Raw genomic sequence first — 13,618 nt, forward strand, 5'->3', positions numbered from 1 at the left:
TAGTTGAAACAAAGAAATTGAAAGATAGAACTCGAAACATAGAATTTGAAACAAAGTAACAACAAGGGACTCTTGCACAATAGCAGGGTCCCTTTTTATATGCCGACAGGTGACACAGTTAAGTGGGTTATGACATACCGAATTCGAGAGTTTAAGGGGTTTCCTCCCTGGGGAGTTGGTTAAAATTATGATATGGATGACAGCATACAACCAAGCTAAGAAGGGAGATCGGGCGATGGCACGAAAATTATTGATTACAGGTGCGGCAGGTACAATTGGAAAAGTATTGTATGAAGGGCTACAAGCGGAAGGTAAATATGAAATAACCGCTGCTGATGTGAAGAACGATGAAGAGGCAGGGATTGTGGAAATGGATATACATGATGCTGCACGACTGGATGAGCTCACGCGTGGAGTGGATACGGTACTGCATTTTGCATGGATCAAGGATGAAGGGGATTTTCTCGGCAAAGTGCTGTCTGGCAATGTAAGCGGAGCCTACAAGCTGTATGAAGCTGCGGTCAAAAATGGGGTAAAGCGCATTGTTTTTGCCAGTTCCAATCATGCCACAGGGTTTTATAAAGTAGGCGAAAGTATAGATGTTGAAGATCCCTACCGACCAGACAGTTTTTATGGATTGAGTAAGTGCTACATTGAACTGTTGGGACGGCTGTATGCCGATCAGGGCAAAATATCTTCAATGAATATCCGTATCGGAAATTTTCCTGGGGATGATCGGCCCCATTCGGAGCGCGCCGCTCATATTTGGATTTCCGAGCGCGATATGATCCGTCTGACCGTCTGCTGTATCGAAGCTCGTCCGGAGATGAGTTATCTTAATTTGTACGGTACGTCAGCCAATACGGATAATTATTATGACATTGGCTACTTGGAAGAACTAATCGGGTATAAGCCGCAGGATAATGCCGCTGAGCTGCTGGAGCAGGCCAAGAAAATCGGATTACGGGTGAAACAGGATGAAACCACTTTTCAGGGTGGACAAAAGGAATAGAGTAGATCGTTCAAATATGCTTTGTGAATGGGCTCAAGGCGTCGATCAGGCGCCTCATATTACATAAAACTTCACAAATATCCGAATTGTTCACTCCTCCGGACACTCCTTTGTTCATGAAGCATGAGAGGCTTCACTTTTTATTTTGAATGCGCTTACATAAAATACAGTTATACGGCGGCGGTGCTACAAACCTTGCTGTCGGCAACGTATACAGAGGGGGAGTGACTCACATTGAATCAGCCTATGCCCAAAAATTCTGCAATGCTTGCAACGGATTCCCGCCTGAACGGTAAGAGGCTGGGAACGGGTAGAAAACACGGTTTTTTCTATGAACTGTTCCGCAATCGGGTATTATTTCTGATGTTGTTGCCCACTTTAATTTTTTTCTTCATTAACTCCTACATTCCTATGGTGGGTATTTATTATGCATTTACCCAGTTCGACTTCAATACCAGCCTGTTTGATGCCAAGTTCGTCGGACTCCAAAATTTTCGCTTTCTATGGCAATCCGGCACGCTGACAAAACTGACATTGAATACGGTCGGATACAACGCAGCGTTTATTTTACTCGGCAACGTGTTAGCGATTGTTCTCGCTATTTTGCTGAATGAGCTGCGAGGCCGCTACTTTAAAAAGATCGCTCAATCCGTGATGTTCCTGCCTTATTTTGTTTCTTTCGTTATTCTAAGTGTCATCGTGTATAACATATTTAATTATGATAATGGTTTTCTGAATACGCTGTTGCTGCAACTTGGTGGTGAACGCGTGGATGTATACAACAAACCATGGGTATGGATTTTCCTGATTATCCTGTTCTATTTATGGAAAAATCTCGGCTACAGTATGGTGATCTATCTGGCAGCAATTACAGGGATCAGTGACGAATATTATGAGGCAGCTAAAATGGATGGAGCTAATATTTTCCAACGAATCTGGTACATTACCGTTCCGATGCTTAAATCGACATTCGTTGTGCTGCTGTTGTTTGCACTTGGTAGTATTATGAAAGGACAATTTGATCTTTTCTATCAATTAATCGGCAACAATGGGGTGCTGTACAATACGACGGATATTTTGGACACTTATGTGTACCGTTCCTTGAAAGTGACTTTTGATGTGGGTATGGCTTCGGCAGCAGGCGTGTACCAATCCTTGTTCGGTTTTGTACTGATCATGACCGTGAACTACATCATCCGCAAGTTGAACGACGAATATGCCTTATTCTAGAAAGGAGGACCCAAACGGATGGCGATCAAAGAGGATGTATACACTCGAATTTTTAAAATCATCTCTTATGTGATTATCATTATTGCTTCCATTGCTTGTTTACTCCCGTTCCTACTTATTATTTCGGCTTCACTGACCAGTAATGAATCGATTATCAGGGATGGATATCACTTTATACCACAGCAATTCTCACTGGAAGGTTACCGGACGGTGTTCACCTTTCCTGAAGAGGTGTTAAGAGCGTACGGGGTGACAATTTTTACCACGGTTGTAGGCACGACATTGGGCCTGTTCCTGATGACGATGGCAGGATATGTGTTGGCACGCAAAGATTTTAAATACCGCAATGCGTTTTCATTCTATATATACTTTACGACGCTGTTCGGAGGCGGGTTGGTACCTTGGTACATTATGCTGACGAAGTATTTAGGATTGCTTGATACGTATACAGTGCTTATTTTCCCGGGATTGATGACTCCGTTTCTGATCATTTTAATGAAAAACTTCATTCGTTCTTCCATGCCGGAAGAACTGTTCGAGTCCGCTAAAATTGACGGCGCGGGTGATTTTAAAATTTACTATCGAATTGTGCTGCCTTTATCTACACCGGGGATTGCCACTGTGGGGCTGTTTCTGGCCTTGGCTTACTGGAATGACTGGTTCTCATCCTCACTATTTATTAACGATCCGCATAAATACCAGTTGCAATATTATCTGTATAATGTAATTAACTCCATGCAATTTATCGCTCAAATGGGTGCAGGTACTGGTGTGTCTCTTTCCAATGATATGCCGACAGAATCGACCAAAATGGCAATGGCGATCGTGGTTACTGGACCCATTTTGCTGCTGTACCCGTTCATTCAGCGTTACTTTGTTAAGGGGCTGACCATAGGCGCGGTAAAAGGCTGAAGCGGCACTAAAAGGCTTTGATGGCATAACGTGCTGACGGTATGCCATCAAAGCAGCACTTTTTGTAAGCGTTTTAATAAACAGACTACCATTTCAAAGGGAGGATTCACATGACATTCACAAAGAAAAGAAAACAACGCATGTCCATCCTGATTGCAGTAATGGTCATCATGGCGCTATTAGCCGGATGTGGAGGCGGTAGCGGAAACAGCGCACAAAAAGCAAATGGAGAGGATGATAAATCCCAAAAAGTTCAGCTGCAATTTTATATGCTGGGGGATGCTCCTAAGGATCTGTCTACCATTGAGGCAGAGATTAATAAATTGGCGGAAAAGGATCTGAATGCCACCGTCAAATTTAACTATACGACGTGGACAGACTGGGATCAAAAATATAAGCTGTTATTGTCTTCGGGTCAGCCTATCGACCTGATATTCACTGCAGATTGGACGCAGTATCAGGCCTATGCCAAGAAGGGCGCATTCCTGCCGCTAGACGATCTGCTGCCTAAGGTTGCACCTGCCTTGCAAAAATTTGTACCTCAGGACATGTGGGATGGAGTTAAAATTGGAGGCAAAATTTATACCGTGCCTGGCACGTATAAAGAGTATGTCACTAACGGTTTTGTATGGCGTGAGGATTTACGAGAGAAGTACAATTTGCCTAAACCGACAGATATCAAAAGTTACGAGGCTTATATGGATGGGATACGTCAGCATGAGCCAAATATGAAAACCGTATCTCTGAACAGCGATATCAAGGGAAATCTGCATGACCGATATACCGAATTAGTAACGAAGAGTGTAGGTGCCTTGCCTTATGGCATTGGCATTAAATATGAAAAACCAACAGAGGTTTATAAATATTGGGGCTCGGATGAACAAAAGGAAGAGCTGAACACTTACAAACGCTGGGCCGATAAAGGATTCATTCCCAAAAACGTATTAAACGTAAAAGATACGCTTCAGGATCAAGTGACTTCTGGCAAAGCAGCGAGTATTTTCGGTGACAATCCAACCCGGTTTAATGATATGGTCATTAAGCTCAAAGCATCTCACCCGGACTGGAAGCTCGAGTATTACCCATTCCCTTTGACGACAGGTTATGCAACTCCAGTGCATCCGATTCATAACGGCTTTGCAATTCCAAAAAGCAGCCCAAATCCGGCGCGCGCATTAGCTTTTTATGAAAAGCTTGTGACGGACAAACGCTATAACTTGCTCACGCAATATGGTATTGAAGGCAAAAACTATGAAGTCAAAGATGGTTACTATCATATGATTGGTAGCGGCAGTTCTAATGGATTTTCACGCGAAGGTATGAACAGTTGGGCTTGGCGTAACCCGGAATATATGCTGTTTGATTCAGGCTTTGACCGTGTGAAGAAGATATTTGCTGAGCTGGATAAAATCCAGAAGCCTGACCTGTTTACCGGTTTTGCAGAGGACTACACAACCTACCAAGCTGAAAAAGCGGCTCTAGAACAGGTGGAGAAGCAATATCTGTATCCGCTCCAAGCTGGGCTGATCGACAATGTAGATCAAGGCTTGCAGACCTTCTTGCAAAAGGCAAATCAAGCTGGTTTGGAGAAAATCCAAACTGAATATACAAAACAATGGGAAGCTTACGTAAAGGAGAAGGGTATTAAATAAAACATAAAGATTTATGATAAAGAAGAAAAGCAAGTCTCCAGAAAGTTGGAGGCTTGCTTTTTAATATCAGTCTATTTTTTGGGAGCAATGTTCCGTTCTCAGAGTTGTCGTGTAGAGCAGCCTACTTATTGCGCATTTGCTTTAGAACGACGAAAATCTGTCGGTGTTACGCCCAAGCTACGTTTGAACATGCGATGGAAATAAGAGCTGCTCGCAAATCCGGTTTGTTCTGCTACGTCAGCCACGGACCAGTCGGTCTGTTCCAGCAGTTCACAGGCCTTGCGAATACGGAGTTGTTGGATGACGTCCACGATGGTGGACATAGTCTGCTGCTTATATAGCCTGCTGACGTAGATCGGCGACATATCCAGCTCTTCCGCAATCTGATTGAGACAAAAATTGGGATCGGTATAGGCTTGCTCCATTCGTTCATTAATTTGCCGCACCAATCGTTCCTGCTTCGTGTTTCGTTTTTCCGATAGACTGGAGCGAATATGATCAAAGACCAATTGATAATGATCAATAAGATTCTCAGCGGTCTCTAACCGATCTGCGGATGGTAATTCAGGTTTAGTTTCTATAGCAAATCCATTGAGCTCACTAATATGCCGAACAGCATTATTCACACTCATGATGAGCCGGGATATCGCCACTTGAACAGAGGGAAACGGATATTTTTCCATATGCATCAATAATTCTTTGAACATACTGTGTGCATCCTCCGTATGACCAGACAGTAGCGTATCCAGCATTTTTTTCTCTTTATCGGCTGGATATACGTAAGTATTTTGGATATCCTCGTCTGTAGTGTTTTGCGCATTAATAATGCATCTGTGCCCCTGAAAAAATCGGTGCATAGATGCGTCTTGTACCTGGCGGTACAGCAGATGAAGCCGTTCTGGTTGGCTCGTGATGGCACTGTAAGTCAGTGAAACGCTCAGCTTCAAATATTCAAAGCAAGCTTCACGTATTTGGCGTAATAAGGTTTCTAGCAGTACAGTGTCTGTATGTTCTGCGGGATCGAGAATGTTAAGCATCAGCAGTACACTGTCCTCATCCATATCAACGGTCTCCACTTGGTACGTCTGTCCGCATATTTCAGAAGCAATGTTCATGATTGCAAACTTATAGGGTAGCAGATCAGGTCCACGTTCGCTTTGCCATCGGGTATATTCATCTATGCGCAGCAGCACAAGGCGGGAGTCTTTGTCGAACTGGAACGTAATCCCAAGCTCGCGCAATCGTTCCGGTTCTTTACCGGCAGGAAGATTTTGGATTCCTCGGATTACATTCCGTAAAATGTTTTGCCGGATCGTGTACATACTGTTTCGTTTCTCCGATTCCAGTGAATTCATATGCACAACAATTTGGCCAATAGGCGTATACAGCATTTTGGACAGCAGCCACGAAGCCACGAATCCTGCCAATGCAATGATGGCGGCTATCAGTAACATCGCATTACGAATAACACTCGCCATTTTGATAACGCTTTCATATGATGTGACACTAATATACTGCCAACCTAGTCCGTCCGGGGAGGTGTAGGAAATGAGTGATCTTTTACCGTGAAAGTCTTCTATAAAATAGCCTGTTTCTTGTTTTTTGACTCTCGTGTGCAACCATAGCTGCTCTTTCTCGTTCAAAGTTTCGTCTGTCAATGTTGTACCAGACAACAGTCTGCCCTGATCGTCTAAAATATAAGCGGTCCCGCCTGAGATTGGATTCGCCGCCATTTCCTTGTTCATCCAGGCCGCCGACACATTCACAATCACAGCCGAATTCATCGCTTCGTTCGAGTTAATTGCGTCATAACATAAATACGTATAAGCTGCGATATCTGGGCTTGCTTGCTCTACTCCAGCTCCGGAGTCTGAGGCCGACAGCAGCGGATACGTGCGTGGAATAGGCGTAAAGGGTTTATAGTCCTGATAATGATCCAGCACGCGAATGATATCTGTATCAGCCAGTTCATGTTTGCTGAATAACCCGTTTTGACCTTGTGAGGACGCAATGTAGAAGGTGCCGCTTTTAGGGTTAAACACGTAGATGGATTCGATATACGGCATGGAGTTAAGATAATTGTTCAATTCGGTCATGGCAGCGGTTACATCATATACATTAGGTTTTGGATAATACAACAACTTGGACAGGGTACTGCTGCGATACATTTGGAATGCCAAAGATTGAGCAATAGATGTCATGTTAATAACTTCTTTGCTTCTCAACGTCAAGCTGTTGTGATTGGCCTCGAATGCCTGCTCCTTTTCCACGCGAATATAGTAAAAATAATACACAGTGGTGGATACCAGCAACGTTAGCGTAATACATAACGTAATGCTGACCAGCAATTTGCTGTGAAGCTTGTGATGCTTTTTGAAATTGCTCATATGAACAGGCCTCCTGTCTGTGTGCACGTAGCTGTAAAGTACACCCTATTTATGTATTCATTATACGTGTGATCTTGTGAACAGGACAGTGAACAAACCGATTCTTTGTGAAAAATAATGATTTTTTCGCAAAAAGGCCAGGAACACTTATACGCATTGGATTGCGTCGGTTCCCGGCCGGGTTTGTGTATTCAAATAAAAGAAGGAAAGATGACGGTACTGCAATTAGTCAGGAAATTGAACGTTACCATTAACGATATAGGCTCCGCCTGTACCATTTTCCGCTAGAGCTGGGATTGTATCGTTTAGCACGACACCGCGAATGTCCGTAATCCGTATTTTCAGAGGTTGTTTTCCTAAGTTAGTACCTAGAAAGTGGTTGTAATCCTGTTTTTCGAGATTGAGCCATTGTCCGTTTTGTTGGACTTCCATCTTCAAGACCGGATATTTATGATTGCGTACTTGAATGGCTGCCCACCATTGGCTGCTGCCTTCTTTAATGCGGTAGGAGACATTGCCGTTAACCGGAGCTTTGACAACTTTCCACGAAATATTAATTTTTCCGTCTATTTGATTGCCAATCAGGTTGAACGCGTTTGGGGACAGATCGAGTGCGCCACTTGGACCTTCAGGGTAAAGATCAGTTACATATACGGTTGTTTTCCCTTTGGGACCTTGAACTTCCAAATAGGCTCCAGCTAATGCAGCTTTGATTCCGTTATAATTCAGTTGTGTGCGATTAAGCGCTGTAATTTTGGCATCCGAAGGGATGGGATCAAGCAGTAATGCCCCTCCAGAGTAACCTGATCCTGTATATGTGGCGTACCCCGTGTATGTATCATTCCAAGCAGCAGAAGCGGGAAGGGCGAATAATACAAGACTTAGCAACGATGTTAGACCGATGGTTTTGAACTTTCGGAACGTCGATATTTTTTGCATAACATTTCCTCCTTATTCATTTAATAGATTCATATAGTAAATATAAACACTATATTACCTAATATTTCAAATTGTACAATAGGACTTTGAGGCAAAAAGAAAATATTGAAGATGTTTGTCAACATACTCATAGGCCATATGGCGTGTTTTTTTAAGAAATGGTTGTACAGATAAAGAACAAGGGGAGGATTAAGTAATGAGGACGAAAATAGGACTTTTGGATGAAGTCTTTTAAATAGAATAAGCGAACTATTGTTCTCCTTTTGTTTGTCGTATACAATCGAATCATGCTGATTCAAATGGAGTGATGTTGAACTCTGTTGTATGCTACAACGAAAGGATGTTTTGCACCATGATGGGAAGAGCCCATTTGATTATTGGAACCGGGGTCTCCCTGTCGGTATTAGCTTTAAGTGGATACGAAGTGACCCCGGCTGCCGTGGCAGCTGCTGTGGTCGGTTCACTGTTGCCGGATATTGACGAGCCTAACTCCATGCTCGTGAGCCGTGCGCTGCCAACCAAAATGCTTAGGCTTATACAGCTTCTAATGATTGGGGCTGCTGGTTGGGTATTTTTCACCCGTTTGGCTCCACCGCCATGGAATCTTGTTTTGGCTTTGCTGATGATCAGTGCTTCTTTTATGCCTTCACGATCCATGCGCAAGGTTATTATCTTTCTAATTGGTATCGGCCTAGCCTGGTATGGAGAATCATATGCACCGTGGAATTATATCGCCGGGTGTCTGCTGATCATTTGTACGTTAGTCCCACACCGGGGGTTGACACATACGGTATACGGGACAGTCGCATGGACTGCGTTGCTTTATGGTACGACACGTTTGCACGGTGACAGCATATGGCTGGCTGGAGGTCTAGCGTACTTGCTGCATTTACTGGCAGATTCCTTGACGAATAATGGAATCAAACCTTTGCCGCCGTTCAAATGGAAGCTGCGATTTAAATTGATGAGTACCGGAACCCGGAAGGGAGCTAAGATAGAAAACGTCTGTATTGCTTTAACTACTGTACTTGTAGTGATTGCTTTGCTTCGTTATAAGCATTTGATTTGATATATTCTATCTTTTGTTTCTATTAAATTAAAAAAACAGTCAATGCACGTTGTACGTGTCTTGACTGTTTTTTTATAGATTGCGATTCTCTGTTACAACTTAGGCTCGTTCAATAATGGTATTCAGCGTTGTACGATCCAGATTTTGAACTAGCTTGATGATCAGCTCTTTGGCTGCATCATAATCATCAGTGTGAATAATGGACGAGGAAGTATGGATGTATCGTCCACAGATGCCTATGACAGTGGATGGCACGCCAATTCCGCTCAAGTGCACTTGACCTGCATCGGTTCCCCCTGTGGAGATGAAATATTGATACTTGATTTTGTGAGTTTCCGCCATGTCTTGCACGTACTCCACAATCCCGCGATGTGTAATCATACCTGGATCAAATACCCGCAGCAGTGCGCCTTTACCGAGGTGCCCGTAAGCATTCGGGTCGCCGCCCATATCGTTGGCTGCACTGCAATCCAGTGCAAAGAATATATCCGGCTGAATCAGATTGGCCGCTGTGCGTGCACCACGCAGTCCCACTTCTTCTTGAACAGTGGCCCCCGCAAACAATGTATTGGGAAGCTTGTTTTTTTCTTTATGTAATGCTTCAAGCAGTTCAATAGCCAAGCCTACACCGTAGCGGTTATCCCATGCTTTAGCCATGATTTTTTTAGGATTTGCCAGTGGAGTGAAATCACAGATCGGCGCAATGGCCGTTCCTGGTACGATCCCCAGATCTTGCGCTTCTTGTCTGCTGTCTACGCCGATATCCAGATACATATGCTTGATGTCCATAGGTTTGCTGCGTTGCGATTCATCCAGCAAATGAGGCGAGACAGAGCCAACTACACCGATAACTGGGCCTTTTGGAGTCAATACTTGAAGACGTTGTGACATAATGGCTTGGCTCCACCAGCCTCCAACCGGCTGAAAACGAATCATTCCAGTTTCCGTAATACCATTCACGATAAAACCGACTTCATCCAGATGGCCTGCCACCATCACACGTGGTCCACTCTCTTGACCGCGTAGCACCCCAAAAAGACTGCCCAGTCGATCTTGCACGATTTCATCGGTATAGCCGGATATCCGTTCCTTAACCCATGCCCGCAACTCACGCTCATGTCCCGGAATGGAAGGAAACTCCGTTAAGGTTTTAAACAATTCCAATGTTTTTGATTCCATGATGTATACCTCACTCCTTATTAATTAACCAGTGGTCGTCATGTATTCAGTATGAATGGATTTGTATCGAATGTCCACGATATCATTTTCCTGACATAACATTTCTCCAAAAAGCTCATAATGAAAAAGAGCCAAGCAATTCGAACCGCCAAGCGCGAAAACTTACAGATAAGGGGTGGTGAATGATGCCAGCTAAATCCGGGCAGCGCGGTTTTCGTACCAATACGTCGCCGCTGTCCATAAATGAGAAGGACTATCAGAATATTTCACAAAAGCATGAACCCTCGAGAAAAGTATTTGCCAATTGTGTGCGCGCTTTTCTGGTTGGAGGCGGGATATGTGTGATTGGACAGGCGATTCAAGAGGCTTTTATGGCAGGAATGCACATATCAGCCAAGGAGGCCGCCCCGCCGACCTCATCGATGATGATCTTGCTGGCGGTCATATTAACCTGTATCGGGGTTTACGATAAGGTTGCTCAATGGGCAGGAGCAGGAACCGCTGTGCCCATTACAGGCTTTGCTAACTCGATGTGTTCGGCTGCATTGGAATATCGTTCTGAGGGACTGGTGCTCGGAGTAGGCGCCAATATGTTCAAACTTGCAGGCTCGGTTGTCGTATTCGGGGTGGTGGCTGCATTTATCGTAGGCGTTATATATGCCATCCTTGGTGTGGGAGGCAATCACTTATGAGAAGACAGGGCGGACAAACCTGGAAGTTTGAATCGAGACCGCGCATTATTGGAAGTGCCACTGTTGTGGGCCCGGATGAAGGAGAAGGGCCGTTGTCCACAGATTTTGATTATATTTATGACAATATAGAAATCAACGAGAAAACGTGGGAAAAAGCAGAACGTAGATTGATTGAGCATTCTACAGAGCTGGCGCTAATTAATGCCAATTTGAACAAAGAAGAAGTGCAGTTTTTTATTAGTGGTGATCTGATGAATCAGATTATCAGTAGCTCCTTTTCGGCTAGCAAGCTGGCTATTCCCTATTTGGGTGTTTTTGGAGCCTGTTCAACATCAATGGAAAGCTTAGCCTTAGCCGCACTTATTGTGGACTCAGAGGCCGGTGACTACGTGATGGCGGGTACGACCAGCCATAACTGTACTGTAGAAAAACAATTCCGCTATCCTAATGAATACGGATCACAGAAGCCCCCTACGGCTCAGTATACTGTTACCGGTTCCGGCGCCGCAATTGTAGGACATGCCAAGTCAGGGACGGTGGTGGATTGTGCTACCATTGGACGTGTAATGGACATGGGCATTAAAGACCCTTTTAATATGGGTGGAGCCATGGCTCCCGCGGCTGCGGATACGCTGTTGTCTCATTTTCGAGACACTGGTCGTGACCCTGGTTACTATGATCTCATTGTAACGGGCGATTTAGCCTCAGTGGGGCTACCAATTGCCAAGGAGCTGCTCAAAAAAGATGGGTTCGATATGAATCAGACGGAATTTAATGATTGCGGTTTACTGATTTACGACATCAATAAGCAAAAGAAAGTCATTGCAGGAGGCAGTGGTTGTGGCTGCTCGGCTGTTGTAACCTACGGGCATTTATTGAAGCGGATTGAAAAAGGAGAGCTGCAAAAGGTACTGGTCGTGGCGACTGGAGCGTTATTATCTCCTTTGACTACACAGCAGGGTGAAAGCATTCCTTGTGTTGCACATGCCGTAGCTTTTGAAGCGGGAGGAACAGTATGATATTTCTATGGGCTTTTTTAGTGGGCGGTGCCATTTGTGTTGTGGGCCAGTTGATGATGGATGTGTTCAAAATGACGCCGGCACATACGATGAGTACGTTGGTGGTTGCAGGTGCAATTGCTGATGCTGTTGGGATATACGATCCGCTTATTAAATTTGCAGGGGCGGGTGCGACCATTCCAATTACCAGTTTTGGTAACTCCCTTGTACACGGCGCATTAACTGAATTGGAGAAGGACGGATGGCTGGGTGTCATTACAGGGATCTTTAGTCTGACAAGTGCAGGAATTTCCTCTGCGATTATTTTCTCTTTTCTGGCATGCTTGTTTGTTCGTCCAAAAGGAAGCATATAAAAGCAGCTTACTTTAGATTTGACATAAAAATAAATGATTATATACATGTGCCCTTCGGATCTAATGACCGAAGGGTTTTTAATTGTTCTGCACACTGAAGATCGAAAAAAGGATGGAGTTTGAATAATACGGGCAGGGGGTTAAGTGTACTCTGTGCCCACCTTCATGTACAATAATAGGAAACATGTTGCTATCTAGGAGGTTTACAGAGCTATGCCCGTACGTCAAGAATCTGTGCAGATTGTATCTGCAATCCGTTCTAATCTGGAATCATGTATATTAGGTAAATCCTTTGAAATAAAATTACTGCTTACGGCTATGCTGGCGGGTGGACACATTCTGATCGAGGACGTTCCGGGTACGGGGAAAACGCAAATGATCAAGGCTCTTGCCAAATCCATGCGCGGTGATTACCGCCGTGTTCAATGTAATCCTGATATTCTCCCGAGTGATATTACAGGGGTATCCATATTTCATCCACGGGACGAGCGTTTTTATTTCCGTCCGGGTCCTGTGATGACTAATATTTTGCTGGCGGACGAAATTAACCGAGCGACGACGAAAACCCAGTCGGCTCTGCTGGAGGTTATGGAGGAACGCAGTGTGACAGTAGATGGGGACACTCATATGTTGCCTCATCCTTTTATGCTGTGTGCGACACAAAATCCGATTGATTTTGAAGGCACTTATATGCTGCCGGAAGCACAGTTAGATCGTTTTATGCTCAAAATCAGCTTGGGTTATCCTGACATGGAGACGGAGCGAAACATGCTGCTTCATCATCAGGCAGGCCAGCCAGCAGACCGCCTGGAGGCTGTAGCTCATATGGAGCAGATTGCTGACATCCAGCAGGAAATTAGAGGGATTTATATGGACGAAGCAGTGACGTCCTATTTACTTGATATCGTTCGTGCGACAAGAGAACATCCATCCGTGCTGCTGGGAGCTAGCCCCCGTGCGGCGCTTGCTTTTGTAATGGCTGCGAAGGCATACGCTTTTCTAGACAACCGTGACTATGTGCTGCCTGATGATGTGAAGGCGCTGGCACCTTATGTGCTAACGCATCGTTTGTTGCTGCGTCCCGAGGCGCGTCTGGACAGTTCCAGTGCCCAGTCCGTGCTGCAGGCTGTCCTACGGCAGGTTCATGTACCCGTACGAATGGAGCGTCCTTAGG

12 protein-coding genes are annotated in these 13,618 nt (G+C 44.6%); 9 read left to right on the plus strand and 3 right to left on the minus strand.

The genetic code is table 11. The features are described from left to right. The first annotated feature begins 235 nt into the window (after positions 1 to 235). The 4 genes from WA407_RS14335 to WA407_RS14350 all read left to right on the plus strand — a co-directional run bounded on the left by WA407_RS14335 (position 236) and on the right by WA407_RS14350 (position 4,806). On the plus strand, positions 236 to 1,012 hold the full coding sequence (locus WA407_RS14335; protein WP_336077629.1) for an NAD-dependent epimerase/dehydratase family protein: 777 nt from the start codon (positions 236 to 238) through the stop codon (positions 1,010 to 1,012). Between the two features lie 234 nt (positions 1,013 to 1,246). Beyond that, positions 1,247 to 2,242 carry an ABC transporter permease gene (locus tag WA407_RS14340; RefSeq protein WP_069290040.1) on the plus strand — a complete coding sequence of 332 codons (996 nt, stop codon included), beginning with the start codon at positions 1,247 to 1,249 and terminating at the stop codon, positions 2,240 to 2,242. A gap of 18 nt (positions 2,243 to 2,260) precedes the next feature. Continuing rightward, the gene (locus WA407_RS14345) at positions 2,261 to 3,154 is read left to right on the plus strand and encodes a carbohydrate ABC transporter permease (RefSeq protein WP_061830389.1); all 894 of its coding nucleotides are present in this window, start codon (positions 2,261 to 2,263) and stop codon (positions 3,152 to 3,154) included. A 110-nt stretch (positions 3,155 to 3,264) separates the two neighbouring features. Beyond that, a complete protein-coding gene (locus WA407_RS14350) occupies positions 3,265 to 4,806 on the plus strand; it encodes an extracellular solute-binding protein (RefSeq protein ID WP_254328867.1) in 1,542 nt (513 codons plus the stop codon). A gap of 125 nt (positions 4,807 to 4,931) precedes the next feature. On the opposite strand, the gene WA407_RS14355 is transcribed toward WA407_RS14350, so the two are convergent. Together WA407_RS14355 and WA407_RS14360 are read right to left on the minus strand one after the other, a co-directional pair. After that, complete coding sequence (locus WA407_RS14355) at positions 4,932 to 7,193, minus strand: AraC family transcriptional regulator (protein ID WP_336077630.1); 2,262 nt, start codon at positions 7,191 to 7,193, stop codon at positions 4,932 to 4,934. A gap of 225 nt (positions 7,194 to 7,418) precedes the next feature. Continuing rightward, positions 7,419 to 8,132, minus strand: coding sequence for an expansin EXLX1 family cellulose-binding protein (locus WA407_RS14360; protein WP_061830386.1), 714 nt, complete (start codon positions 8,130 to 8,132; stop codon positions 7,419 to 7,421). 352 nt (positions 8,133 to 8,484) lie between these two features. Between WA407_RS14360 and WA407_RS14365 the strand changes: the two genes are divergently transcribed. Beyond that, on the plus strand, positions 8,485 to 9,201 hold the full coding sequence (locus tag WA407_RS14365; RefSeq protein ID WP_061830385.1) for a metal-dependent hydrolase: 717 nt from the start codon (positions 8,485 to 8,487) through the stop codon (positions 9,199 to 9,201). A gap of 99 nt (positions 9,202 to 9,300) precedes the next feature. Here WA407_RS14365 and WA407_RS14370 read toward each other — a convergent pair whose 3' ends face one another. Continuing rightward, positions 9,301 to 10,380, minus strand: a complete 1,080-nt coding sequence (locus WA407_RS14370; RefSeq protein WP_235309291.1) for a M42 family metallopeptidase — start codon at positions 10,378 to 10,380, stop codon at positions 9,301 to 9,303. 185 nt (positions 10,381 to 10,565) lie between these two features. On the opposite strand from WA407_RS14370, the gene spoVAC reads away from it, so the two are divergent. From spoVAC to WA407_RS14390, 4 genes are all read left to right on the plus strand, one after another. Further along, a complete protein-coding gene (gene spoVAC, locus WA407_RS14375; protein WP_025723396.1) occupies positions 10,566 to 11,072 on the plus strand; it encodes a stage V sporulation protein AC in 507 nt (168 codons plus the stop codon). Continuing rightward, positions 11,069 to 12,091: a stage V sporulation protein AD gene (spoVAD, locus tag WA407_RS14380; protein WP_023989537.1), complete on the plus strand. Its 1,023-nt coding sequence runs from the start codon at positions 11,069 to 11,071 to the stop codon at positions 12,089 to 12,091. Before spoVAC ends, spoVAD begins: the two co-directional genes overlap by 4 nt. After that, positions 12,088 to 12,444 carry a stage V sporulation protein AE gene (gene spoVAE / locus WA407_RS14385; RefSeq protein WP_013311204.1) on the plus strand — a complete coding sequence of 119 codons (357 nt, stop codon included), beginning with the start codon at positions 12,088 to 12,090 and terminating at the stop codon, positions 12,442 to 12,444. The genes spoVAD and spoVAE overlap by 4 nt, the downstream gene beginning before the upstream one ends. A gap of 213 nt (positions 12,445 to 12,657) precedes the next feature. Further along, positions 12,658 to 13,617 carry an AAA family ATPase gene (locus tag WA407_RS14390; RefSeq protein WP_103049576.1) on the plus strand — a complete coding sequence of 320 codons (960 nt, stop codon included), beginning with the start codon at positions 12,658 to 12,660 and terminating at the stop codon, positions 13,615 to 13,617. Position 13,618: the final 1 nt, after the last annotated feature.

Source organism: Paenibacillus sp. 203, from assembly GCF_037027525.1.
In the GTDB taxonomy this organism is placed as follows: Bacteria; Bacillota; Bacilli; order Paenibacillales; family Paenibacillaceae; genus Paenibacillus; species Paenibacillus polymyxa_B.